Source organism: Streptomyces sp. NBC_00667 (genome assembly GCF_036226825.1).
GTDB lineage: Bacteria > Actinomycetota > Actinomycetes > Streptomycetales > Streptomycetaceae > Streptomyces.
Genome location: NZ_CP109022.1, coordinates 6,111,012 through 6,133,362, shown reverse-complemented (window position 1 = coordinate 6,133,362; position 22,351 = coordinate 6,111,012). Strand labels below are relative to the sequence as shown.

The following is a 22,351-nucleotide window of genomic DNA, read 5'->3' as shown; positions in this document are numbered from 1 at the left end:
CGTGACGGCCGAAATCCGCGGCGACCTCCCCGCGTCCGATTGCGAACCTTTCAGCCCCAATACATGTGAACCGTCACGGCATGACCGTAATGCCCATCCGCCCGTCCGCGCCGAGGAGTTGCAGGACAGCAGGATCTGCGGCCGAGCCGGATCGTTATCCTCAAATTTCCCTCAGATGTAGTGACGCTGCGCCCGTCACCTTCCTAGCTTCCTCATACACGCGCCACCCGGACCGTGTGGTTCCGCACGTGCTCGGCACTGCGTACCGACCCCGTACTCCGTGCCCTACCCGGCACCGGTACGTCCCGCTCCCGCGTGATCCGCGATCCCAGGAAAGAGTGCAGCATGAAGGTTCCCAAGGCCGGTGCGGTCGTCGCAGTGATCGCCCTCACCGCCACCGCCACGGGGTGTGCCGGTGACAGCGCCAAGGAGCCGCTCGCGATCGGCATCAAGTTCGACCAGCCCGGGATCGGGATGCGCGAGGCCAACGGCACCTACACCGGGTTCGACGTCGACGTGGCCACCTACATCGCGAAGGAGCTCGGCTACAAGCCGAACGAGATCGAGTTCAAGCAGGTCTACAGCTCCGACCGCGAGCTGCTGATCCAGTACAACGAGGTCAAGTTCGTCGCCGCCAGCTACTCGATCAGCGACAAGCGCAAGGAGAAGGTCGACTTCGCCGGCCCGTACTTCATCGCGCACCAGGACCTGCTCGTGCGCTCCACGGACACGTCGATCACCAAGGCCGAGGACCTGAACTCCAAGCGGCTGTGTTCGGTGACCGGTTCCACCTCGGCCGAGAACGTCCGCAAGACGCTGGCGCCCAAGGCCAGCGTCCTGGAGCTCGGCAGCTACTCGGACTGCCTGGTCGCCCTGCAGGACAACCAGGCCGACGCGATGACGACCGACAACTCCATCCTGGCCGGTTACGCGGCCCAGAAGGGCAACGAGGGCAAGTTCAGGCTGCTCGGGCTGAACCTGAGCAACGAGAACTACGGCATCGGCCTCAAGAAGGGTGACGCCGACCTCCAGCGCAAGATCAACACCGCGCTGACGAAGATGGTCGCGGACGGCTCCTGGGACGCGGCGGTCAAGAAGAACTTCGGCCCGGCCAACTACAAGTACGAGCCCGCGCCGCAGGTGACGTCGGGCAGCTGACGCGTGGTCCGGCCCAGGCTGCCACCTGGGCCGGACCCCTTCCCGACACATGGTTTTCACCTGTTGGATACATGACAATGTGAGCCTCGCTCTGCCACCTGACACCCCGCCAACCGACCGGCGGGGACGGTGCGTGTGGAGAGGTACCCCCACGTCATGAGATTCTCCCGCCTCGCCCCCTGGGCGGCCGGCCTCACCGCCGCCGCCCTGGCCCTCATACCGGCCACCGCCTCGGCCGGACAGCAGCGGACGGCGGCGATTCCCCACGCCGCAGCCGCCACCACCACGACCACCGCCGACTACTACGCGGCGGCCCAGGGCAAGACCGGCGCAGCGCTCAAGAGCGCACTGCACGGGATCATCAAGAACCAGTCCACGGTCACCTACGACGGCGTGTGGAACGCCCTCAAGGTCACCGACCAGGACCCGGCCAACCCGAACAACGTCATCCTGGTGTACTCGGGCCGCTCCCAGGCCAAGAACACCAACGGCGGGAACCCCGACGACTGGAACCGCGAGCACGTCTGGGCCAAGAGCCACGGCGACTTCGGAACCGCGACGGGCCCCGGCACCGACCTGCACCACCTGAGGCCGGAAGACGTCACCGTCAACAGCACCCGTGGCAACAAGGACTTCGACATGGGCGGCAGCCCGGTCGCCGAGGCCCCGGGCAGCTACACCGACTCCGACTCCTTCGAGCCGCGCGACGCGGTCAAGGGCGACGTGGCGCGGATGCTGCTCTACATGGCCGTCCGCTACGACGGCGGGGACGGCTTCCCGGACCTGGAACCGAACGACCAGGTCAACAACGGCTCGGCGCCCGCGATCGGGCGGATCAGCGTGCTCAAGCAGTGGAACCAGATGGATCCGCCGGACGCCTTCGAGCAGCGCCGCAACCAGGTCATCTTCGATACCTACCAGCACAACCGGAACCCGTTCATCGACCACCCGGAGTGGGTCAACTCCATCTGGTGACCTGCGGCGCAGGCCGTGGTGCCTCCACGGGATTGACCCGCTCCAGACCGGGTAGCCGCAGGTCAGAGGCTGCGGCCCGCGCCCGGCGGGCAGCCCGTGGAGGTACGTCGTCATGGACGGAGCCGGACTCTCCGATCGTGAGAGGCGAGCCCTCTCGGCGATCGAGGCCCAACTCAAGGGTGACCGTTCCCTGGACCGCCGCCTGCGGTCCGGACACCGCCGGCGTCACGCCGTGGCGGCCTGCGTGCTCGGCGCGCTGACCGTCGCCCTGCTGGTCGCCGCCTCGGTGACCGTGTCGCAGCCGCTGATCTGGGCCTTCGCCGCGACGTGGATCGTCACCGTGTTCACGGCCCTGCCGCTGGTGGGCCAGTGGATCAGGCGGCGCTGGCAGCAACGGGACCGAGCGCTCGGCCACGAGGCCCCGTGAACCCTCGGCCCCGACGGCCTTGCCCGGCTACGACAGCTTGTCCGCGAGGGCCTGGAAGGCGGTCCAGGACAGCTGCGGGGGCCGGGGGTCCCAGACCTTCTGCGACAGGGCCGCCAGCGGCATCCGTATGCCGTCGGCCACCTGGGCCTGGGTCTGGGCGCCGGACAGGTCGCACCACACGGCGAGCCGGGCGCCGAGCACCTGCGGCCCGTACCGCGCGGGCACCGCGGTGGTGCCGCGCAGTACCAGCGGGGTCCACTGCTCGTAGATGCGGCGGCCGGTCGGGTACGTGAACTGGTTCGGCTGGCCGAGCACGTAGTACAGGTACTCGTCGTTGAGGTTGACCACCTTGCGGCCGGCCTGCAAGTAGGCCAGCGGCGGCCGGGCGCCGTTCTCCTTGCCCGTCCAGTACTCGGCTTGGAGGTCGGGGGCGGCCGCGACCACTCCCCCGGCGAAGAAGCCGTCGTTCCAGGCCTTGAGCGCCTTGCCGGAGGGGCGCACGACGGCGGCCCGGTCGTTGAGCCAGCCCGTCGCCAGGTCCTGCACGCGGGCGCTCGGGCCGTAGCGCTGCCGCGCCGCGGTGGCGAGCTGCGGGAACGAGGCCTGCGGGTCGGGGACGACCAGTGCCTGGTATTCGTCGGCGCCCAGGTGCCAGGCCCCGCCGGGGAACAGCGGCAGGTACTCGCGCAGCAGTTCGTCGACCAGTTTCGCGGACGCCGGGTTCGCTATGTCGACGGCGCCCTTGACGGCCCGGCCCCGTACGTCACGCAGCTGGAGTGAGGGGTGGGCGCGCAGCACCGCTCCGAGGTGGCCGGGCGAGTCGATCTCCGGGACCACGGTGATGTGCCGGCTCGCGGCCAGCGCCGTGATGCGCCGTACCTCGGCCTTCGTCAGGTGGGGGTCGGAGACGATCTCCGGGTGGGTGTCGGACTGGATCCGGAAGGCCTGGTCGTCGGAGAAGTGCAGGCCGAGCTGGTTGAGCTTGAGGTCACCCATCTCGCGGAGCCTGGCCTCGATCCAGTCGGGGGTGAAGTTCTTGCGGGCTATGTCGAGGTTGAGGCCGCGCTGGGGCCGGTCGGGGGCGTCGCGGACGGTGCCTTCGGGTGCCGAACCGGCAGTGCGTATCTCCTGCTTGAGGGTGCGGGTCCCGTAGAACACACCCGCCTCGTCGGGGCCGCTGATCTTGACCCGGCCGCCCTGGACGGTGAGGGTGTACGACTCCGGTTTCCCGGAGGGGGCCGCTTCCAGGGCGAGTTGTACGTCGCCGGTGCGCGGGGCGGCGGACTCCGCGAAGCCGAGGCCGAGTTCGCCGGCGAGGAGCCGGGCCTCGTCGGTGAGGGCCGTGCGGTCGGCGGGCGCGATGACCACGCGGGCGCCGGAGGCGGGCTTCCAGCCGGGTCCGCGGGCCGGGGCGTGTTCCCGTACGGCGGGGATGACGCGGGGGGTGGTGGAGAGCGGATGGGACGGGGTGGGCGTCGGGGTCGCGGAGGCGGGCGCCGCCGTGGAGGCCCCGGAGGTGGCGGCCGCGCGCGGGGACGGAGCGGCGCCGGCCTCGCCCCCGCCGCCCGCACATCCGGGAACGGCGAGGCCGACCAGCGCGGCGACCGTTGCCGTCGCGATGGCGTGGACCCTCCTGGACTGCCTGGTCTCTCGCATCATGCACCGTTTTTCCCCGTACCAACGTGGCACGGGGAACGGTGCGGCGCGAGCGGGAGGGCCCCTCTCACACGAGCGCGGCGAGTGCGGTGGCGGCGCATTCGTGGTCCTGGGCGGGGGCTCCGCCGCCGACACCGACGGCCCCTACGAGGCGGCCCTCGCGGTGGACGGGCAGTCCGCCGGCGATGAACAGCAGCGGCCGGTCCAGGGCGGTGGGCAGGGTGTGGAAGGGGCCGCCGGGCAGGACGGCCTCGGTGAGGCCGGCGGTCGGCGCGTTCAGCTGGAGGGCGGTGTAAGCCTTGCGGGTGCTGGTCTCGCCGGAGATCAGGACGGCCCGGTCGTCGCGGCGGAAGGCCAGCGGGTGGCCGCCCGCGTCGAGGACGGTGACGCTGACCGCGATCCCGGCGGCTTCGGCGGCCTCGCGGGCGGCGCCGAGGAGGACCTCGGCGTCCTCGGTGGTCAGGGGGGCGACGGCGGTGGTGACGGACATGGAGGGGCTCCTGCCGGATCGGGTGGGGCGGGGGTCGGGTCAGTGGTGGGGCGGGGGTCGGGTCAGTGGTGGGCCGGGACGGCGGCGTTTTCGGGGGCGGCGCCCGTCACCACGCGGCTCGCGGCGGCGCGTGCGCCCGTACGCCGTTCCAGCGCGCCCGAGACGAGGGCGAGGACGAGCGCGGAGGCGGCCAGTGCGGCGCCGACCCAGTTCGGGGCGGTCCAGCCGAGACCGGCGGCGATGACCAGCCCGCCGAGCCAGGCGGCGAGCGCATTGCCGAGGTTGAAGGCGCCGATGTTGACGGCGGAGGCGAGCGTGGGGGCGCCCGCGGCCTGGTCGAGGACCCGCTTCTGGAGCGGCGGCACGGTCGCGAAACCGAGGGCGCCGATGAGGACGACGGTGACGGCGGCGGCGGCCTTGTCGTGCGCCGTGAGGGTGAAGACCGACAGGACGACGGCCAGCGCCCCGAGCGACACGTACAGCATCGGCATCAGCGCGCGGTCGGCGAACCGGCCGCCGATGAGGTTGCCGGCGACCATGCCGAGACCGAAGAGGACCAGCAGCCAGGTGACGGAGGTGTCGGCGAAGCCGGCGACGTCGGTCATCATCGGGGTGATGTAGGTGATGGCGGCGAACACCCCGCCGAAACCGAGGACGGTCATCGCCATGGCGAGCAGGACCTGGACGTTGCGGAACGCGGCGATTTCGTGGCGGATGCGGACGCCCTCGGGCCGGGGAAGTTCGGGGACCAGCTTGGCGATGCCGAGCAGGCCGAGCACGCCGAGTGCGGCCACGATCATGAAGGTGACGCGCCAGCCGAGGGTCTGGCCGACGAGGGTGCCGAGGGGGACGCCGACCACGTTGGCGACGGTCAGGCCGGTGAACATCATGGCGATGGCGCCGGCCTTCTTCTCCGGGGCGACCAGTCCGGCCGCCACGACCGAGCCGATGCCGAAGAAGGCGCCGTGGGCGAGGGAGGCGACGACGCGTCCGGCCAGCATGACGCCGAAGGCGGGAGCGAGGGCGGAGAGGACGTTGCCCGCGATGAACAGGCCCATGAGCAGCATCAGCATCCGCTTGCGGGGGACGCGGGTGCCGAGGACGGTCATGAGGGGGGCGCCGAGTACGACGCCGAGGGCGTAGCCGGTGACGAGGAAGCCGGCGGTCGGGATGGTGACGCCGTAGTCGGTGGCGACCTCGGGAAGGAGGCCCATGATCACGAATTCGGTGGTGCCGATCCCGAAGGCGCCTATGGCGAGGGCGAGGAGAGCGAGAGGCATGAGGGGTGCTGCCTTCCGGGGAGGGGGTGGTGCGGTGGCGGCGCAAGGCCCGCTGGGGAGCCGCATACGATTGCGGGCGCCGCTTACGTGCGTCCACATTAATTGCAAACGCCGATTAATTGCAAACGCGGGCTATTGCACCCGTCGCCTATCCTGGTGGAGTACCCAGCGGAACGCACCCGAGGAGAGGTCCATGACGGCCACCGACAGCGCACTCACCGCCCTTTCCCAGGGCTGGTGCGCCCTCTCCCTCCTGCACGGCCGCATCGAGACCCACATCGAGCGGGCACTCCAGGCGGCCCACGGGCTGAGCGTGCGCGAGTACTCGCTGCTGGACGTGCTCAGCCGCCAGCACGACGGACCGGGCGGCCACCTGCGGATGCACCAGGTCGCCGACTCCGTGGTGCTCAGCCAGAGCGCGACGACCCGGCTGGTCAGCAGGCTGGAGGAGCGCGGGCTGCTGAACCGCTACATCTGCGACACCGACCGGCGGGGCATCTACACCGACGTCAGCGAGGCGGGCCTGGCCCTCCTCGGCGAGGCGCGGCCGACGAACGACGCCGCCCTGCGCGAGGCACTGGACGCCGCGGCGGGGGTTCCCGCACTCGCCCCGCTGGTGGCGGCCGTCGAGAACACCCGCACGGCCGCCGTCGGCTGAACTCCCTGGGGCTACGGCTTCCCGCTGCCGCCCGGCGAGGGCCGGCCGACACCCGTGGGCGTCGGCGAGACGGAGGCCGGGGAGGTGGACGGCGGCGCGGGCCGCGACGGCGACGCCGAAGGCCTGCCCGCGGGTGCGGTCGGTGTCGCGCGCGGGGACGGCAGCCCGGTCGCGGGCGGCGTGGGCACGGGCACGGGCGAAGGCTCCTCGCTGTGCTCGGGTGAGGGCGTCCGCGGGCTCGGCGTCGGCGAAGGGATCTCGGCGGGCGCCGCGGGCGGCACCGGCCTGACCGGCCCGTGCCCGGACCCGGGTCCCAGTACCAGGTACCCGGTCACCGCGGCCGCGGCGCCGGCCAGCCCGGCGGCCGACCAGGTCAGGCGCCGCAGCCAGACCGCGGCCACCGGCCCGCGCCGGGACGAGCCCGGCGGATCGGCGGGCCGCAAGTCCCGGACGGTGACCGTGTCCGCCCGCGCTCCCAGGGCCTCGCGCAACCGGTGTTCCACCGGGCGCTCGCCGTCGTGCGTCATACCCGTCCCTCCAGAATCCGTTCCAGCGCGTCCAGGCCGCGGCTCGCGTTCGACTTCACCGCGCCCCGGCTGATCCCGAGGGTGTCGGCTATCTCCGCCTCGCTGAGCTCCGCCCAGTACCGCAGCACCAGCACCTGCCGCCGGCGCGGGGTCAGCCGGCCCAGGGCGGCCAGTACCTCCCGGTGGGCCTCGTCGAGCACGACGGATGCCTCGGCGGAGGGCACGTCGGCCGTGACGGGCGGGATCCAGGCGCGTGCGGTCCGCCTGCGGCGCAGGACCGAGCGCGAGGTGTTGACCACCGCGGTACGCAGGTACCCCAGCGCGTTGTCCACGCCCTTGATCTGCTCTCCGTGCCGCCGGTACAGGGCGGTGAAGGCGTCCTGTACCACGTCCTCGGCCGTGGCCAGGTCGTCCACCAGCAGCACCGCCAGGCGGACCATGCCCAGCCGGTGCGCGTGGTAGAGGTCGGTGACGGTGGGCGGCGCCGGCGTGCCCGCGGACCCGGGGCGCTCGGACGGGTGCGGGTACGGGTAGGCGGGGGCGGCCGGCGCGTGGGCGTCGCGGCGCAGCAGGAACGACCACAAGCCCCTTCGCGCCCGGCCGAAGCCGGGCGCGAAGGGGCTCGTCGCCGGGGCGAGTGGCAGCACGGGGGTCCTCAGTTGCCGGCGCGGCGCCGCACCGTGTACAGGGCTCCGGCTCCGACGGCTATGAGCCCGGCGGCCCCGGCGCCCAGGGCCATGGTGGTCGAGGAGGAGCCGGTGTGCGCGAGTTCGGAGCCGGCCGGCGCTTCCGAGGGCCGGGCCGACGGCGCTGCGCTCGGGGTGCTGCTGCCCGGAGCGGCCGTCGGCGTGGCGCTGCCCGAGGGGGCCACGGTGGGCTTGCCGCTGCCGGCCGGCGCCGTGGGGACCGCACTGGCGGACGCACTCGGGGCAGCACTGGGGGTCGCGGTGCCCGCAGGCGGCAGGCTGGGAGCGGGCGCCGGCGTGGCGCTGGTCACCGCGTGCGCGGGTGCGGCGGACGGCGTTCCCGCTGCGGCGAGGGCCGGGCCGCCGAGTGCGAGCGCCACCCCGGCGGCGGCAGCGGTGACGAGCGCTGCCCGGCCGGCGGACGAGGTGGCGCGCTTGAGGTTCATCACGGTGGTTCTCCCACGGTCGTGCGGTCGGGACGAGGGCGCGGAACTACGCCCTACACCCCGCACGACGCGCGACCGTCCGCGAGGTTGCCGCTGTTCCGGAAAAAGTTTCACGCGACCGGGAGGGCGATCCGGTGGACCACTTCGAGGCCGAGGGGCATCGCGTGGCAGACGGCGATGATCAGGAACGTGCCGGGGTCGGACCTGCGGTGCATGCGAGGAGCATAGGGTTCGCCCGCGAAGGGCCCGTGCCGAGGTCCTGTCGTGCGGGGCGGTTCAGGCGACCTGCCGCAGTGCCTCCCCGAGCAGGGCGATCCCCTCCTCTACGTCGCCCACCGGGCCCGCCGCGTATCCGAGGACCAGGCCCGGCGCGCCCGGCGCGACGCGGTGCCAGGACAGCGGGTGCGCTTTGACGCCGAGGGCGAGCGCGGCCGAGGCGAGCGCGGTGTCCTCGAAGCCGGCGCCGTCGAAGGTGACCATCAGGTGCAGTCCGGCCGCCGCGCCGTGCACCCGGGAGCCGGGCAGCGCCGCCCCGATCGCCCGCAGCATGGCGTCCCGGCGGCGCCGGTGGCGGCGCCGGACGAAGCGCAGGTGGCGTTCCAGCTCGCCGGAGTCCATCAGCCGCGCCAGTACGAGCTGCGTGAGGACCGGGCTGCCGAGGTCGGCGTAGCGCTTGTGCGCCACCACGGCGTCCAGCAGCCGCGGCGGGACCAGCAGCCAGCCCAGCCGCAGGGCGGGGGCCAGCAGCTTGGAGACGCTCCCGGCGTAGCAGACCGCCTCCGGCAGCAGCGCCCGCAGGGCGGGTACGGGGGCGCGGTCGTAACGGTGCTCGGCGTCGTAGTCGTCCTCGATGACCACTCCCCCGCCGGCCGCCCAGGCCAGCAGCTCCCGGCGGCGTTCGCCGTCGAGCACCACCCCGGTGGGGAACTGGTGGGCGGGGGTGAGCAGCGCCGCGCCCGCCCCGCTGCCGACGAGGGCGCCGACGTCGATGCCGGCCGCGTCCACCGGTACCGGGACGGTCTCCAGCCGCCCGAACTCCAGTTGCCCCCGGGCCCCGAGGGAGCCGGGGTCCTCCACGGCCACGCGTCGTACGCCGCTCCCGCGCAGCACGGGAGCCAGCAGGGCCAGGGCCTGGGCGACGCCGGACACGACGACCACCTCGCCCGGGTCGGCGCGGATCCCGCGGTTGCGGGCGAGCCAGCCGGCGACCGCCTGCCTCAGCGCGGGCGTTCCCTGGGGGGCGCCGTAGCCGAAATCGGCCGGGGTGAGCCCGGCGAGTACCCGGCGTTCGGCCTGGAGCCAGGCCGTACGGGGGAACGCGGTCAGGTCCGGCACCCCCGGCGAGAGGTCGATGCGGCAGGGCACGGTGCGCAGCGCGTCGACGAGGGCGGTGCCGGGCCGGGGTGCGAAGGGGTCTGCGGACGCGGCCGGGCCCTCGTCGGGTGCGAGGGACGGCGCAGGGGCGGAGGGGGGCGCGGGGGCGGCGACGACGACCGTCCCGGCCCGGCCGCGGCCCGCGACCTGCCCGGCGTCCGCCAGGCGCTGGTAGACCTCGGTGACCAGGCCGCGCGAGACCCGCAGTTCGGCGGCCAGGACACGGCCCGCGGGGAGCCGGCTGCCGACGGGCAGGGTGCCGTCCGCGATGGCGGAGCGGATGCGGGAGGTCAGCCACTCGGTCCGGCCGCGGGGCGGCGCCTGGCCGATGTCGAGCAGCAGGAAATCCGACCCGGCGGTTTTGGACCCCTTGGAACGGCCCTCTTCGGCACTGCTCATGGGTCCAATACTGGCAGAGGCTGGGCGCATGAACCCCTTCCCGTCCGATCCCGTACCCGCGCCCTCCTCCGCCTCGCGTGACCTGCTTCCGGGAGTCGTCGGCATGGTGCTGGTCGGCAGCAGCGTCACCGTCTCCCGTTCGCTCGCCGGCGCCCCGCTCTTCGCTCCCCAGGCCGTCCGTTACGCGGCCGCCGCCGTGATCCTCTTCGTCCTCGCCCGCGCCGCCCGGGTGCCGTTGCTGCGTCCGCGCGGCCGTGAGTGGCTGTGGCTGGCCGGGATCGCGGCGAGCGGGCTGGTGCTGTTCAACGTGGCCGTGGTGCGGGGCGTCGCGCACGCCGAGCCGGCCGTCATCGCGGTCGCGGTGGCCTCCGTACCGGTCCTGCTCGCCCTCGTCGGTCCGCTGCTGGAGCGGCAGCGGCCCAGCCGTCGGGTGCTGCTGGCCGCCCCCGTCGTCGTCGCCGGGGCCGCGCTCGTGGAGGGGGCCGGGCGCACCGACGCGGCCGGGGTGGGCTGGGCCGCGCTCGCGCTGGGCTGCGAGGCCGGGTTCACGTTGCTGGCGGTGCCGGTGCTGGGCCGCCACGGTGCGTGGGGGGTGTCCGTGCACGCGGTGTGGCTGGGGGCGGTGATGCTGGCGGGGCTCACGGTGCTCCTGGAGCGACCCGGCTCTCTCGCGGCGCTCGGGCCCGGACAGTGGGCGGCGGTCGGCTACCTGGCCGTCCTGGTGACGGCGGTGGCGTTCCTGCTCTGGTACCGGACGGTGGCGGCCGTGGGCGCCGGCCGGGCCGGGCTGCTCGCCGGGCTCGCCCCGCTCGCCGCGGCCGGGGCGGGAGCGGCGTCGGGCGGTGGGGTCCCGGGAGCGGCGGTGTGGCTGGGACTCGCCGTGGTGGTCGCGGGGCTGGTGGTCGGGCTGCGGCCGAGCGGTGCGCCGGCGGCGGAGCCGGTGGGCGTCGAGCGGGTGCCCGTGGCCCCTTGAGGGTGCCCGGAGCGGTGGATCACAATCCGCAGATGCCGACGCCCCCGTACGACACCGCACCCCACAGCGCCGATCCGTACGGCACCGACCCGTACCGCACCGCCCCGTACAGCAGTTGGATGCGCTACTTCTCCCCCACCGCCAACCACCGCCGGCTCGGGCTGGTCTGCCTGGGCGTGGGGGTGCAGGAGGGGCCGCTGCCGGTGGTCGGCCCGCGGGCGCTCGACCACCACGTGGCCGTGGTGGTCACCCGGGGGCGGGGCTGGTTCAGCCACGGCGGGCGCCCGCCGCAGCCCGTGACGGCGCCCGCGCTGCTGTGGCTCGTGCCCGGCGTCGAGCACCACTACGGACCGGATCCGCGGACCGGCTGGGAGGAGTGCTTCGTGGACTTCGCGGGACACGGCGTGGAGGCCTACACCGATCTCGGCTACGTCACCCCCGACCGGCCGCTGGTCCCGTTGAGCGCGACGGCCGGGGTGCGGCACGTGGTGGACGGGATCGTCCGGGCGGCCCGTACCGGCGGCCCGCTGCTGGAGGTGGAGGCGGCCGCGGCGGTACACGCGCTGCTGGTGGCCCTGCGCTACGCCCGCGCCGAGGTGTCCCGGCACGGCGACGCCGTCATGGAGGCCCTGGCGCGGGACGCACTGTTGCCGATCTCCGTCGCCGAGCACGCCGCGCGGCTCGGGATACCGCTGCCGGAGCTGCGCGGGGCGGTGCGGCGCAGCACCGGCGAGGGCGTCAAGGAGTACCTCCTCGGCATCAGACTGAGCCGGGCCAAGGAGCTGCTGGCCCGCACCGATCTGCCGGTCGCCGGGGTCGCCCGGAGGGTCGGGTACGACGACCCCGGGTATTTCAGCCGGCTGTTCAGCCGCCGCGTCGGCATGGCCCCGGGCCGCTTCCGCGCCCAGCAGTCCTTCCGCGACGCCGGGCGGCAAGGGTGAGGGCTGTCCCCTGGTCCGCGGCGGGCGCGCGGCGCCGGGGACCACGGGCAGCCCTCAGGGCTTGTCGGGGCGCCGGGCGTAGCAGAACAGGTGCTCCTCCGGGTCGGCGAGGCCGCCCTCGGGGTGGAAGAGGCTCGTGCGGTGGTACAGGAGTTCCAGGCCGGCCGTCTCGATCCGGGTCGCGTACTCCTGCTCGGACAGGCTGCTGACGGTGACCTGGTGGCCCATCCACTCGATGGCGAGGCCGCTGATGTCGCCCGGCACGGTGGCGAGGACGAGGTACCCGCCCGGCGCCACCCACGAGGCCATCCGTTCCAGCGAGGCCGCCACTTCGCGCTGCTCCATCATCAGCAGCGGGAAGAAGGCGCACACCGCGTCGAATCCGCCCCCGCCGGGCGCGTACGTGCGTACGTCCGCCTGCTCGAAGCGGGCCCGCGGGACCCGCTCGCGCGCGAGGGCGACCATCTCGGCCGAGACGTCGATGCCGGTCACCTCGCAGCCCGCCGCCGCGAGCCGTTCGGCGGTGGGCCGGCCCGTGCCGCTGCCCACGTCGAGGACCCGCGCACCCTTCGGCAGTCGGCCGGTGAGCCAGTCGAGGGCCTGCGCCTGTGCGGGGACGCGGCCGAACGCCTCCTCGTAGCGCTCCGCGAGCGCGTCGAACACCTCGGCCGCCGACTCGTGTCCACTCATCGCGATGCCTCGTTCCCTCTCATGTCTACGGCAGATAGCCGACGTTGAGCTCGGCCATCGAGGTCCAGGGGTTGCCGTTCACCTCGCTCAAGGCCTCGAGTCTGACGTACCGGGCCGCCCGGGGCGAGAAGGAGACGTCCTGTTGCGCGGCGCCGTCCGCGAACCTTCCGGAGGCCGCGGCCGGGCCCCAGGTCACCCCGTCGGTGGAGGTGAACACCTGGTAGTCCGCGATGCGCCCGTTGCTCTGCGTCTGCCGGGGCAGGCAGTGCAGGGCCGAGACCTCGTAGGAGGCGCCGAGGTCCACGGTGATCTCGTGCGGCATCGGCGCGGTCGCCGCGTACCACTGGGTGTGCCAGAGGGTGGCGGCGTTGCCGTCCAGGACGTTGGCGGCGCTGCCGTTCTCGCCCGCCGTCTCCTGGCTGTCGACGGCTTTGACGCCCATCCGGCTCTGCGGCACGAGGAGTTCCCCGCCGCCGCCCGTGCCGAGGTCGTCCACCGTGAGGTCGTCGAGGACGAGGTCCGCCTCGTCGTGGGAGTCCTCGCCCGTGACCTTGCGCACGCCGATCCAGGCGTCCGCCCCGGCGGTGAACGTCTGGGTGAAGGTGGTGGCGGTGCGGGCCTGCCCCAGGGCGGTGGCCGTCTCCCCGGTGCCCGAGCCGGTGATGAACCGGTAGTCGCCGCCGAAGCCGTTCTCGTAGGCGAAGGACACCTTGTACGTGCGCCCCTTCGTCAGGCGCAGCGTCTGCGGCAGGGTGCGGTAGACCAGGCCCTGTCGCTCCTCGTGCGACTTGAGGGAGTTGCCCCCGCTGATCACGTCGTCCACCAGCTTCCCGTTCCAGCCGGCCTGGGTGTACGGGGCGTTGCGCTGGGCGATGTGGGTGCGCGGGTCGGTGGCGGAGCCGCCGGCGCCGCCGAAGACGAACGGGCCCCAGCCCGCGTCCACGTGCTCGAAGTCCTCGGCGAAGTAGTGGCCGCCGAGCGGTGTCCGGGCCGAGCGGACCACGCGGACGTCGTCGAAGGTGACGGTGCCCGGTCCGGCCGCCGCGGAGAGCGTGAGGGTGGCGGTGGACCGGCCTGCCGGGACGTCGAAGAGCACCTTCATGCGCTGCTCGTCGGTGCCGTTCTTCTCGCTCCCGCCGAGGTTGTCGGTCAGCGGCGAGGAGTCGGCGTACACGGAGGTGGCCGCGCCCCCGGCGGGGGTGACGGCGAGGGTGGCGGCCCGGCCGGCGGGGGTGGAGACCCAGACGGACGCGGTATAGGTGCCGGGGGTCAGGCCGGTGAGCTGCTGCGCCACGGCCGGGGCGGTTCCGTGGGCCATGGTCAGCTCGCTCTGGCCCCGGGAGTTGCGGGTGACGGCGGCGCCGGCGCCGGTGACCGTCCAGGCCCTCAGGTCGCCGGAGTAGAAGGAGGGGTCCTTGACGGGGGTGCCCTCGCCCCACTCGGGGTCGGCCTGGGCGGGCGCGGCGCCGTTGGTGACGAGGTAGGCGGTCTTCGCCGTCGCGTCGAGGGTGACCCGGCCCTGGGTGACGGTGAGGTCTCCGACGAGTCGGCGTCCCGTGTCGGTGAGCCGGTAGAGCCTGGGTGTGCTCCAGCCGGCCGGAAGGGTCCAGGTGGTGGAGCCGCCGGTGTCGTTCCAGTGGTAGAGCTTGCCGTCGCGCGGCAGGAGGTAGGCGCCGCCGCGCAGGACGGTGCGCCCGGCGGTGGTGATCGTGCGGGCGCCGCCGGCGGTGCTGACGGTGGTGCCGTTCGCGAGGGTGACCGTGTCGGCGGTCCACTTCACGATCGGGGATTCCTGGAGGAACTTCGTCGGCAGGTTGACGGCGAAGGTGGTGTTCAGGAAGGCGGGGTAGTCCTTCTTGCCCTGCCAGCCCTCGTACGCGGTGAGTTCCGCGCCGCCGAGCAGCGGGTTCCGGGCGATCCAGTCGTCCTTGGTGTGGTTGGCGATGAACCGGACGACGGTGGAGTTGATGCCCTTGAGGTCGCTGCCGCCGTAGTCGACGTCGGCGGCCCAGTGGTGCCACAGCGACTGCTCGGTCAGGGTGTGGGGGAATTCGGTGGCGAGCTGGAAACCGAGGCCGCCGATCTCGCGCTGGAGCTTGCGGGACACGTATCCGTCGCCGTACCAGACGTCCACGTAGAGGAAGTCGAGGCCGGGGGCGGCTGCCTTGAGGTCCTGGAGGCGCTTGGCCCGCTGCCCGGACTGGCCGTCCCGGCGGGTGTCGACGTAGTACGACTGGTCGAGCCAGTCCCAGCCGAGCCCTCCGCTCTGGTGGGCCGGGTCGAAGGTGGCCGATACGGGGTACTCCTCGGTCGCGTTGATGTGGACGCCGAAGTCGGCGTTGTAGGCGTGCCCGGCGGTGGTGAGGGTGTTCAGGTCGACCGCGCCGCCCTGTTTGCCGCCGATGTTCTTGTAGTCCATGTGCGCGGAGTCGTGGCCCTCCGAGGCGTAGCCCTTGAGCAGGACGAACTGGCCGAGGCCGTCCGTCGCGAGGCTGACGCGTTTGGTTTCGTCCAGGGTCTGGGTGAAGGGGTGGGTGGCCTGGGAGGCGAAGTTGAAGGGGATGCGCTGGACGACCCGGTTCGCGGTGTCCTGCCAGCCGGTGGGCGGGGTCCAGATGTCGCGGTAGGCGACGGCGGCGTCCTGCCAGTCCACGACGGAGTCGGCGTTGCGGTCGGCGGTGATCGCGATCCGGGCGTACGGGAGCGGCTCGGTGTCGGTGTCGGCCGCGCCCGCCGCCCGGTACAGCCAGTCCCCGCTCCACAGGGCGGCCCTGCGGTAGGAGCCCTTGTCGGTGACCTGCTTGCTGATGCGGCCGTTGTCGCGGGCGGTGGCGCCCGAGGGCTGGTCGTAGAGGGAGTTGGAGTCGATGGCGGCGGCCAGCTTGCCGGTGTTGACCAGCCCGTACATGACCGTCGTCGCGGCGGCGTCCACGGGCGTGGCGGCGGTGACGGGGGTGAAGGTGTCGCCGGTGCCGGTGGTGGCGGTGTGCATGCGGGCGGTGGAGAGCGCGGCACCGGCCTGGTCGCTGCGGACGCTGACGAGACTGTGGTCGGGGACGGCGAGGCTGTGCACGCGCAGCGCGGGGGTGTCCTCGATCGCGGTGACGTTGAACTCCACGACCGAACCGGCCACGGAGAGACGGGACCTGACGGTCACTCCGGAGAAGCTGAGCGCGTAGTCGACGGCGGACGCGGAGGCCGTCGCGGTCACGGCGGGGGTGTAGGCGGCGCCGTTGACGACGATCTTGGTCAGCGGGTCCTCGTTGCCGTTCAGTACGTCACCGGTGGCGCGGCGGGTGTAGGCGATGACGCGGGGGAAGGCGCGGTCGACGCTCACCGAGAGCTCGGGCGAGGTGATGGTCAGGGGTCCGGCCGCGGGGGCCGCGGAGACCGGGGTGGTGGGTACGGACACGGTGAGGGTGGCGATGAGACCGGCGACCACGGCTGCGGCCGGCCAGAGGGGGGTGCGCATCGGGCCTCCGGGAGTCGGTGCTTCCTCGTGGGGAAGACCGCACGGCTCCGGAGCCCTGCGGTCCGCTCACTGACCTGACAGCTTGCGGACCGTGTGCGGGCCGGGCCCATGGACAAAGCGGAGCGGCGTCATGGACTTACGGGAAACCGGGCTGTGGTGGCGCGTCGGCTCAGGCCGTCTCGGGCGCCAGCACGACGGCCGTGCCGTACGCGCACACCTCGGTGCCGATGTCGGCGGCCTCGGTCACATCGAAGCGCATGGCGAGGACGGCGTTGGCGCCCCGCGCCTTGGCCTGCTCGATGAGCCGCTCCATGGCCTGGTTACGGGTCTGCACGAGGGTCTTCGTCAGCCCCCTGAGCTCCCCGCCGATCATGGATTTCAGGCCGGCGCCGATCTGGCTGCCCAGGTGGCGCGAGCGCACGGTGAGGCCGAAGACCTCCCCGACGACCCGCTCGACCCGGTAGCCGGGAGCGTCGTTGGTCGTCACCACCATGACCCCGGTCTGCTCGGCCCCGGGGCCTCCGCCGTAGTCGTCTATGCCCATGGATCCCACTGTGGCGCCGGGCGCCGGCGCCCGCATCCCGAACCGGCGCCACGGTGGGCCGGGCAGCATGCGAGAACGCATGGCGCGGGCACCCCGCGACTCTCTACCATGAGCCGACGCCGCGGGCCCGCAGGGGCCATCAAGGAGGGCACATGGAGTTAGGGCCGGACCCGTCCCAGCCGCCGTTCATCGACATGCACACCCCGAGCGTCGCCCGGATGTACGACTGGCTCCTGGGCGGTGTGGAGAACTACGCCAGCGACCGCGAGGCATGCGCCCGGTTGCTGGAGATCGCGCCCAGTACCCAGCTGCTGGCCCGCAACAACCGGGCCTTCCTCAGCCGCGTGGTGCGGATCCTCGTCGAGGACTACGGGATCCGGCAGTTCCTCGACCACGGTTCGGGCCTTCCCACGCAGGACAACGTGCACGAGGTGGCGCAGCGCATCGACAAGGACTGCAAGGTCGCCTACATCGACAACGACCCCATGGTCCTCGCACACGCCCAGACCACGCTGCACGACAACTCCGGCACGCTGGTGCTGCCGATGGACATGCGCGACACCGAGCGCATCCACGGGGCCACCCGGGAATTCCTCGACTGGAACCAGCCCATCGCGGCGCTGTTCGTCTCGGTCCTGCACTGCATCCCGGACTCGGACGACGGCCGCTCCCCGGCTGCCGTCGTGCGCAAGACCGCGGACCTGCTGCCGCCGGGCAGCTTCATGGTGATCTGCCAGCTCGTCAGCGACGACCCGGTGGTGCGGGACGACGTGACCCGGATGATGGACGTCACCACCCACGGGCACTGGGGGCGCGTGCGCGAGACGCACGAGGTGCGGCGGTACTTCGACGGGCTGGACATCCTCGAACCGGACCTCGTCGACGTGGTCGACTGGCGCCCCGACACCACCCCGCCGCCACCGGAGCTCCGGCCGAAGGACTGGGTGGAGTGGGGCGGCGTGGGCCGCCTCCTCCGGTGAAGTCCACGGGGCGGCGGCGCACGGAAGGAACGGCTCGATGACGATCGTGGTCACCACACCGACCGGGCACGTGGGATCGCGCGTGGTGCGGCTGCTGCTCCAGGCCGGCGTCCGCCCGCGCGTCCTGGTCCGCGACCCGGCCCGCCTTGACGAAGGCACCCGCGCGGGTGGACGTACGCCGCGGCGATCTGACGGACGCCGGTTTCGTCCGGGACGCGGTGGCGGGGGCGCGGACCGTGTTCTGGGTGGATCCCACCCCCCATACCGCGCCGGACCCGATCGGAACCTCGCTGGAGACCGCGGCGCCGCTGGTGGAGGCAGCCCGGGCCGGTGACGTGGGCCGGGTGGCGCTGCTCAGCAGCATCGGGGCGGAGAAGCGGCACGGCGTCGGCCACATCGACGCCCTGGCGGGGATCGAGACGGAACTCGATGCCACCGGAACGGACGTGCTGCACCTGCGCTGCGCGTACTTCTTCACCAACCTGCTTCTCGACCTCGAAGGACTCTCCCGAGGCGTCCTGAACACGGCGTTCGACCCCGAACACCCGATGCCGTGGGTCGATCCGCGCGACGTCGCGGACGTGGTCGCGGTCCGGCTGCTGAACGACGGCTGGCGGGGGCGGACGGTGCAGGCCGTGCACGGACCGGAGGACCTCACCTTCCACCAGGTCGCGCGGATCCTCACCGAGGCCCTCGGCCGTACGGTCCGGCTCGACCAGGTCGGCGAGGACGCGCTCCGGGACACCCTGCGCGCCGCCGGGCTGACCGCGCCGGCGGTCGAGGGCATCGTCGGCATGAGCGCCGGATCGAGCGGCCTGGTGCCCGAGCAGCCCCGTGACCTGCTCACCACCACACCCACCCGGCTCGGTGGGTGGGCGCACGCCGAGCTGCGTCCCCTGCTGGAGGCCCGTCCCGGGACGGCCTAGTCCTCCGCGTACTGCAGCAACGCCTCTTCGATGAGCTGGCGGCTGCGGTCGCGGGAGGCCGCTGCCTTGCGGAGGTTGCTGAGGGCGTTGCGGTAGTCGTCCAGGGCGCGCGGGCGGGTCACGTAGTTGGCGCCGTTGATGTGCTCGACGTACGCCAGCTCGCCCGGCCCGCCGTCGGCGAACTTGAGGTGGGTGATGGGGTAGGGAGGGGCCGCGGAATACCCCCAGGACATCTCCAGGACGCGGATGTTGACCTTGGCGACGTCCCCGGCGCGGAGCAGGTGCCGCAGTTGTTCGCGCATCACCTGGGCATTGCCGCAGCGGCGTTGCAGGACCCCTTGGTCGAGCAGGACCGTCAGGCGCGGTACCTCGCCCTCCATCAGCCGCAGTTGGCGCTGGGTGCGCAGCTGCACGACGCGTTCCATCTCGCCCTCGGAGGCGCTGGGCATCACGGCCCTGACCATGTGCCCGGCGTAGGCCGGGGTCTGGAGGATCCCGGGTACCACGAGGTTCTCGTAGACGCAGATCTCCTGCGCCTCGCCTTCCAGTTGGATCAGGCGCTTGAGGAAGGTCGGGGTCACATCGCTGTACTGCTCGTACCACTCGCAGTCCTGGGCGTGTTCCAGGAGCCGCTCGACCGTCCGCATCTCCCCCTCGTCCAGCCCGTAGTGGCGGGCCAGGTCGAGGACGTCGCGCGCCTTCGGCGGGCTCTCGCCCCGCTCCAGCCGGCTGATCTTCGACACCGAGCCCCGGATGACGGGTGCGACGTCCCGCAGGGTGAGGCCGCGGGCCTCGCGCCACCCTCTGAGCTCCTGTCCCAGCACCCGGGCGGCCGCCGCACGTCCTTGTTCGACGCCGAGCGGGACCACGGGGGCGAGCGGATCGGGCAGGGAGTCGGGCCGGGGTTCGGGCAGCGCGGGCATGCGGAACTCCAATGTGACCGGGGGCGGATCTCAGTCGTCAGAATGGGGCGTGGTCGCCCGCCCGTCCAAGCTTTGGCCTAAGGCTTGGACTTCATCCGGTCAGTTGATCGAATTCGGCGCGCTTGGCGCCGTCGAGGAACGCCTCGATCTCCCCGGCCGTGAAGATCAGGGCCGGACCGTCGGGGAAGCGCGAATTGCGCATGGCCACGGTCCCGTCGGGCAGTGCCGCGACCTCCACGCAGTTGCCGTTGCCGACGCTGGCACTGCTCTTCACCCAGACCGCACCGGGGATTTCGCTCGCCACGACTCCATTGCGTAACTGCATGATGAGACCTCTCCTCGTACCGACACACGCATGATCGTGCAATCGCATATGGGATTGCACGACAAGCAGTTGTGAGAATGCTAGCCAGCACGGGCGGTCGCGGTAGTCCCCCGAAAGGGTGTCTCCTGGGCGACGACCCCCCGACGATCGCCTCATGAGAGCACCATCCGCCCGAAAGCCATCAGATTGGGCAAATCGGGCTAAACGGCGGTGCGCCGCCGGGGTGTCCCGGCGTCCCCTCGCCATAGTCGTGCGTGGCAACCGCCTGGTTGCCGGCCCGAGCCGCGTGGCGCGGTCGGGCGATTGTCTTCGTAGAGGAGTCGGCTCATGCTGAAGCCCACCAGGACCGTCCTCGCACTCACGGCCGGAAGCCTGGTGCTCGGCCTCGTCAGCGCGGGCGCCGCCATCGCCGACGAGGACCCGATGGCCGAGATCCCGGCAGCCCACCAGGAGCCCGTCGCCGTCAAGAGGCAGATCTGGGGCAAGGTCGTCTCGTCCGGCCGGCTGACGGTCCGCAGCAGGCCGAGCACCCGCTCGTACTCCCTCGGCAAGATCGAGTCGGGCCAGAGGATCGCGCTCGAATGCAAGCAGCGCGGGGAGAGGGTCGGCGGGAACGACCTCTGGTACCTCCTGGAGACCCGCAAGGACCGGGAGGAGGGGAACGGCGGGAACAACAACGGCGGGAACAACAACGGCGGGAACAACAACGGCAAGGGCCCGTGGGGCGATGACCTCGGGGACGGGAACGCCGGGATGGACGGCGACTACAACGAGGGCGGCAACGGCGGTCGGACCGACGGCCGTGACGAGGGCCGTGACGAGGGCCGCACCGACGGCCGCACCGATGGCCGGACCGACGGCCCCAACGACGGCTTCGCCGGCGACGGCAAGTCCGTGAAGAAGACCGCCAAGTCCGCGAAGGTCTCGAAGAAGGACGAGGACGACCGCTGGGTGGCCGCCCGCTACGTCAAGAACCTGGACACGGTGCCGTGGTGCCGCTGATCAGCGCGCCGGGCCGCTGATCCGATCGCCGGACCGTACGCCGGGAGGCCGGCTCCTCGCCGAGGGGCCGGCCTCCCGGCCGTCGTCATCCGGCCGGGCGGACGGTGCGCGGCCCCGCGCACCGCGCCCCGTACGCCTCCACCCGCGCGCGCAGCTCCCGGTCCGCCGTGACCACCACCAGGGCGCCGCCTTCGCCGCGCTCCGCGTAGTGCGCCACCAGCTCCACGATCCGGTCGTCGCCGCTCCCGGGCGCCGCGTCCACCCGTACGCCGGGGACGGATGCGACGCCCCGGGCCGCGCCTTCGACCACGAGGACGATCTCCTCACCCGCCCCGCGCCGGGCGAGCCGGTCGCGCAGCCGCTCGGCCGCGCCGCGCCGGTCCCGCCACCAGCCGTCGGGGACTGACCCGACGACGTTCGCGGCGTCCACGATCAGTACGTCCACAGGTGCTCGCGCAGGAACTTCCACGGGTACGACTGTCGCAGACCCGCTCAGAAGTCGCCGTAGGCGACCTGCCAGGTCGGCAGGCCCATCCGGCGCCAGACGGCCACGACGCGGTCCCGGTCGTCGAGCGAGACGCGCACCGCGTAGCGGTGGCGCAGGTGCGCATCGAAGAGTTCCGCCTTCACGACGTCGTCGCGGCGCTGGTCCCCGGCCGCCCGCATCCACAGCTCGTCGTAGGGGACCTGGTGCCGCTCCAGCCAGGCCTCGGTCTGCGGGCGGTGTTCCTCACTGCGCCCCGACAGCAGCACGATGACGTCCCCGTCGGCGCGCCGGAAGGCGTCCAGGGCGCGTCGCACCGGCTCGTTCGGCAGGTCCAGCCCGCAGCGGGTGAAGTCGTACGGGCCGCGGTCGCCGGTCAGCGCCAGCGTCCCGTCGATGTCGCACATCACCGCGGCGGGCAGCGCGGGGTCGGCCACGTAGGGCTCGACCGGGGGCTCGTCGTTCAGCCACTGCGCGGTCAGCCTCCAGCCTCCCTTGCGGGACTTCGCGTGCTTGTCGGCCAGGATCCGGATGATCTCCTCGCCCACCGGCCGCTCGCGTGCGGCATCGCGGCGCACGCACTCCTCGACGGGCACGTCGGTGAATTCGTGGACGACGAAGGTGGCGAGGCCGGCGACGGCCGCCTTGAGGCGCTTGGGGATGTGCGGGGTGAGGTGGGTGTTGTCGACGACCACGTCGAACCCGCCCGTCACGGCGGTCCGCAGCGCCGCGTCCTGGACGTCGAGCGCGGTCCGTTCGTGCGCGTACGAGAGGCCGCGTCCGTGGTCGGGGCCGTCCAGCATGACCCGGAGGTCGTCCAGGTTCACCCGGCGCATCCGGCCGCCGGACTGCGCTTGGAGCGCCCGGGCCGCGGTGGTCTTGCCCGAGGCGGGCAGGCCCGTCATGACGTGCACGACCGGGCGGGCCGGGGGCGCGGGGGTCCGGGGGGCGAGGGCGGTGTCGGGGGTCTCGGGGGCCTCGGGGGTCTCGGGGGCCTCCGGTTCTGCGGACACGG

Annotated in this window: 23 protein-coding genes; 9 read left to right on the top strand and 14 right to left on the bottom strand. The window is 72.9% G+C overall.

From position 1 onward, the window contains the following. The first annotated feature begins 345 nt into the window (after positions 1 to 345). The 3 genes from OHA81_RS27910 to OHA81_RS27900 all read left to right on the top strand — a co-directional run bounded on the left by OHA81_RS27910 (position 346) and on the right by OHA81_RS27900 (position 2,560). Positions 346 to 1,158, top strand: a complete 813-nt coding sequence (locus OHA81_RS27910) for a glutamate ABC transporter substrate-binding protein (RefSeq protein ID WP_329200377.1) — start codon at positions 346 to 348, stop codon at positions 1,156 to 1,158. Between the two features lie 156 nt (positions 1,159 to 1,314). After that, the gene (locus OHA81_RS27905) at positions 1,315 to 2,133 is read left to right on the top strand and encodes an endonuclease I family protein (protein ID WP_329200375.1); all 819 of its coding nucleotides are present in this window, start codon (positions 1,315 to 1,317) and stop codon (positions 2,131 to 2,133) included. Between the two features lie 112 nt (positions 2,134 to 2,245). Beyond that, the gene (locus tag OHA81_RS27900; protein WP_329200374.1) at positions 2,246 to 2,560 is read left to right on the top strand and encodes a DUF3040 domain-containing protein; all 315 of its coding nucleotides are present in this window, start codon (positions 2,246 to 2,248) and stop codon (positions 2,558 to 2,560) included. Between the two features lie 27 nt (positions 2,561 to 2,587). On the opposite strand, the gene OHA81_RS27895 is transcribed toward OHA81_RS27900, so the two are convergent. The 3 genes from OHA81_RS27895 to OHA81_RS27885 all read right to left on the bottom strand — a co-directional run bounded on the left by OHA81_RS27895 (position 2,588) and on the right by OHA81_RS27885 (position 5,986). After that, a complete protein-coding gene (locus OHA81_RS27895; protein ID WP_329202572.1) occupies positions 2,588 to 4,216 on the bottom strand; it encodes a beta-N-acetylhexosaminidase in 1,629 nt (542 codons plus the stop codon). Positions 4,217 to 4,283: 67 nt separating this feature from the next. Continuing rightward, on the bottom strand, positions 4,284 to 4,706 hold the full coding sequence (locus tag OHA81_RS27890) for a GlcG/HbpS family heme-binding protein (RefSeq protein ID WP_329200372.1): 423 nt from the start codon (positions 4,704 to 4,706) through the stop codon (positions 4,284 to 4,286). 62 nt (positions 4,707 to 4,768) lie between these two features. After that, complete coding sequence (locus OHA81_RS27885; protein ID WP_329200371.1) at positions 4,769 to 5,986, bottom strand: MFS transporter; 1,218 nt, start codon at positions 5,984 to 5,986, stop codon at positions 4,769 to 4,771. A 193-nt stretch (positions 5,987 to 6,179) separates the two neighbouring features. On the opposite strand from OHA81_RS27885, the gene OHA81_RS27880 reads away from it, so the two are divergent. Then, positions 6,180 to 6,644: a MarR family winged helix-turn-helix transcriptional regulator gene (locus tag OHA81_RS27880; protein ID WP_329200369.1), complete on the top strand. Its 465-nt coding sequence runs from the start codon at positions 6,180 to 6,182 to the stop codon at positions 6,642 to 6,644. 11 nt (positions 6,645 to 6,655) lie between these two features. Here the strand turns inward: OHA81_RS27880 and OHA81_RS27875 are convergent, their stop codons facing one another. From OHA81_RS27875 to pdxR, 4 genes are all read right to left on the bottom strand, one after another. After that, positions 6,656 to 7,171, bottom strand: a complete 516-nt coding sequence (locus OHA81_RS27875) for a hypothetical protein (RefSeq protein WP_329200367.1) — start codon at positions 7,169 to 7,171, stop codon at positions 6,656 to 6,658. Beyond that, positions 7,168 to 7,818, bottom strand: a complete 651-nt coding sequence (locus tag OHA81_RS27870; RefSeq protein WP_329200366.1) for an RNA polymerase sigma factor — start codon at positions 7,816 to 7,818, stop codon at positions 7,168 to 7,170. Before OHA81_RS27870 ends, OHA81_RS27875 begins: the two co-directional genes overlap by 4 nt. 8 nt (positions 7,819 to 7,826) lie before the next feature. Next, on the bottom strand, positions 7,827 to 8,303 hold the full coding sequence (locus OHA81_RS27865; RefSeq protein WP_329200364.1) for an LAETG motif-containing sortase-dependent surface protein: 477 nt from the start codon (positions 8,301 to 8,303) through the stop codon (positions 7,827 to 7,829). A 276-nt stretch (positions 8,304 to 8,579) separates the two neighbouring features. Beyond that, positions 8,580 to 10,076, bottom strand: coding sequence for a MocR-like pyridoxine biosynthesis transcription factor PdxR (pdxR, locus tag OHA81_RS27860; RefSeq protein WP_329200362.1), 1,497 nt, complete (start codon positions 10,074 to 10,076; stop codon positions 8,580 to 8,582). A 28-nt stretch (positions 10,077 to 10,104) separates the two neighbouring features. On the opposite strand from pdxR, the gene OHA81_RS27855 reads away from it, so the two are divergent. Together OHA81_RS27855 and OHA81_RS27850 are read left to right on the top strand one after the other, a co-directional pair. Beyond that, positions 10,105 to 11,049 (top strand): DMT family transporter, encoded by a 945-nt coding sequence (locus OHA81_RS27855; RefSeq protein ID WP_329200361.1) that lies wholly within the window; start codon positions 10,105 to 10,107, stop codon positions 11,047 to 11,049. 119 nt (positions 11,050 to 11,168) lie between these two features. Then, a complete protein-coding gene (locus tag OHA81_RS27850) occupies positions 11,169 to 11,990 on the top strand; it encodes a helix-turn-helix domain-containing protein (RefSeq protein WP_329202570.1) in 822 nt (273 codons plus the stop codon). A gap of 54 nt (positions 11,991 to 12,044) precedes the next feature. Here the strand turns inward: OHA81_RS27850 and OHA81_RS27845 are convergent, their stop codons facing one another. From OHA81_RS27845 to OHA81_RS27835, 3 genes are all read right to left on the bottom strand, one after another. After that, positions 12,045 to 12,680, bottom strand: a complete 636-nt coding sequence (locus OHA81_RS27845; protein WP_329200359.1) for a class I SAM-dependent methyltransferase — start codon at positions 12,678 to 12,680, stop codon at positions 12,045 to 12,047. Between the two features lie 25 nt (positions 12,681 to 12,705). Next, positions 12,706 to 16,152, bottom strand: coding sequence for an endo-alpha-N-acetylgalactosaminidase family protein (locus OHA81_RS27840; RefSeq protein ID WP_329200357.1), 3,447 nt, complete (start codon positions 16,150 to 16,152; stop codon positions 12,706 to 12,708). A 169-nt stretch (positions 16,153 to 16,321) separates the two neighbouring features. Then, positions 16,322 to 16,696 carry a YbjQ family protein gene (locus OHA81_RS27835; RefSeq protein WP_329200355.1) on the bottom strand — a complete coding sequence of 125 codons (375 nt, stop codon included), beginning with the start codon at positions 16,694 to 16,696 and terminating at the stop codon, positions 16,322 to 16,324. A gap of 152 nt (positions 16,697 to 16,848) precedes the next feature. Between OHA81_RS27835 and OHA81_RS27830 the strand changes: the two genes are divergently transcribed. Both OHA81_RS27830 and OHA81_RS27825 read left to right on the top strand, forming a co-directional pair. Next, on the top strand, positions 16,849 to 17,676 hold the full coding sequence (locus OHA81_RS27830; protein WP_329200353.1) for an SAM-dependent methyltransferase: 828 nt from the start codon (positions 16,849 to 16,851) through the stop codon (positions 17,674 to 17,676). Positions 17,677 to 17,822: 146 nt separating this feature from the next. Further along, on the top strand, positions 17,823 to 18,602 hold the full coding sequence (locus tag OHA81_RS27825; protein WP_329200351.1) for an NmrA family NAD(P)-binding protein: 780 nt from the start codon (positions 17,823 to 17,825) through the stop codon (positions 18,600 to 18,602). Here the strand turns inward: OHA81_RS27825 and OHA81_RS27820 are convergent. Both OHA81_RS27820 and OHA81_RS27815 read right to left on the bottom strand, forming a co-directional pair. Next, positions 18,599 to 19,525 carry a helix-turn-helix domain-containing protein gene (locus tag OHA81_RS27820; RefSeq protein ID WP_329200349.1) on the bottom strand — a complete coding sequence of 309 codons (927 nt, stop codon included), beginning with the start codon at positions 19,523 to 19,525 and terminating at the stop codon, positions 18,599 to 18,601. The two genes, OHA81_RS27825 and OHA81_RS27820, sit on opposite strands and share 4 nt — an antisense overlap. Positions 19,526 to 19,616: 91 nt before the next feature. After that, the gene (locus tag OHA81_RS27815) at positions 19,617 to 19,850 is read right to left on the bottom strand and encodes a DUF397 domain-containing protein (protein WP_329200347.1); all 234 of its coding nucleotides are present in this window, start codon (positions 19,848 to 19,850) and stop codon (positions 19,617 to 19,619) included. A 327-nt stretch (positions 19,851 to 20,177) separates the two neighbouring features. Between OHA81_RS27815 and OHA81_RS27810 the strand changes: the two genes are divergently transcribed. Further along, the gene (locus OHA81_RS27810) at positions 20,178 to 20,852 is read left to right on the top strand and encodes a hypothetical protein (RefSeq protein ID WP_329200345.1); all 675 of its coding nucleotides are present in this window, start codon (positions 20,178 to 20,180) and stop codon (positions 20,850 to 20,852) included. 85 nt (positions 20,853 to 20,937) lie between these two features. On the opposite strand, the gene OHA81_RS27805 is transcribed toward OHA81_RS27810, so the two are convergent. Both OHA81_RS27805 and OHA81_RS27800 read right to left on the bottom strand, forming a co-directional pair. Then, positions 20,938 to 21,321 (bottom strand): NTP pyrophosphohydrolase, encoded by a 384-nt coding sequence (locus OHA81_RS27805; protein ID WP_329200344.1) that lies wholly within the window; start codon positions 21,319 to 21,321, stop codon positions 20,938 to 20,940. A 23-nt stretch (positions 21,322 to 21,344) separates the two neighbouring features. Then, positions 21,345 to 22,349, bottom strand: coding sequence for a phosphatase domain-containing protein (locus OHA81_RS27800; protein ID WP_329200342.1), 1,005 nt, complete (start codon positions 22,347 to 22,349; stop codon positions 21,345 to 21,347). Positions 22,350 to 22,351 lie beyond the last annotated feature (2 nt).

Bases quoted from the DNA above. Each gene is read 5' to 3' on its own strand.
- OHA81_RS27910 (WP_329200377.1), top strand. From the start codon at position 346: ATGAAGGTTCCCAAGGCCGGTGCGGTCGTCGCAGTGATCGCCCTCACC.
- OHA81_RS27905 (WP_329200375.1), top strand. From the start codon at position 1,315: ATGAGATTCTCCCGCCTCGCCCCCTGGGCGGCCGGCCTCACCGCCGCC.
- OHA81_RS27900 (WP_329200374.1), top strand. From the start codon at position 2,246: ATGGACGGAGCCGGACTCTCCGATCGTGAGAGGCGAGCCCTCTCGGCG.
- OHA81_RS27895 (WP_329202572.1), bottom strand. From the start codon at position 4,216: ATGCGAGAGACCAGGCAGTCCAGGAGGGTCCACGCCATCGCGACGGCA.
- OHA81_RS27890 (WP_329200372.1), bottom strand. From the start codon at position 4,706: ATGTCCGTCACCACCGCCGTCGCCCCCCTGACCACCGAGGACGCCGAG.
- OHA81_RS27885 (WP_329200371.1), bottom strand. From the start codon at position 5,986: ATGCCTCTCGCTCTCCTCGCCCTCGCCATAGGCGCCTTCGGGATCGGC.
- OHA81_RS27880 (WP_329200369.1), top strand. From the start codon at position 6,180: ATGACGGCCACCGACAGCGCACTCACCGCCCTTTCCCAGGGCTGGTGC.
- OHA81_RS27875 (WP_329200367.1), bottom strand. From the start codon at position 7,171: ATGACGCACGACGGCGAGCGCCCGGTGGAACACCGGTTGCGCGAGGCC.
- OHA81_RS27865 (WP_329200364.1), bottom strand. From the start codon at position 8,303: ATGAACCTCAAGCGCGCCACCTCGTCCGCCGGCCGGGCAGCGCTCGTC.
- pdxR (WP_329200362.1), bottom strand. From the start codon at position 10,076: ATGAGCAGTGCCGAAGAGGGCCGTTCCAAGGGGTCCAAAACCGCCGGG.
- OHA81_RS27855 (WP_329200361.1), top strand. From the start codon at position 10,105: ATGAACCCCTTCCCGTCCGATCCCGTACCCGCGCCCTCCTCCGCCTCG.
- OHA81_RS27850 (WP_329202570.1), top strand. From the start codon at position 11,169: ATGCGCTACTTCTCCCCCACCGCCAACCACCGCCGGCTCGGGCTGGTC.
- OHA81_RS27845 (WP_329200359.1), bottom strand. From the start codon at position 12,680: ATGAGTGGACACGAGTCGGCGGCCGAGGTGTTCGACGCGCTCGCGGAG.
- OHA81_RS27840 (WP_329200357.1), bottom strand. From the start codon at position 16,152: ATGCGCACCCCCCTCTGGCCGGCCGCAGCCGTGGTCGCCGGTCTCATC.
- OHA81_RS27835 (WP_329200355.1), bottom strand. From the start codon at position 16,696: ATGGGCATAGACGACTACGGCGGAGGCCCCGGGGCCGAGCAGACCGGG.
- OHA81_RS27830 (WP_329200353.1), top strand. From the start codon at position 16,849: ATGGAGTTAGGGCCGGACCCGTCCCAGCCGCCGTTCATCGACATGCAC.
- OHA81_RS27820 (WP_329200349.1), bottom strand. From the start codon at position 19,525: ATGCCCGCGCTGCCCGAACCCCGGCCCGACTCCCTGCCCGATCCGCTC.
- OHA81_RS27815 (WP_329200347.1), bottom strand. From the start codon at position 19,850: ATGCAGTTACGCAATGGAGTCGTGGCGAGCGAAATCCCCGGTGCGGTC.
- OHA81_RS27810 (WP_329200345.1), top strand. From the start codon at position 20,178: ATGCTGAAGCCCACCAGGACCGTCCTCGCACTCACGGCCGGAAGCCTG.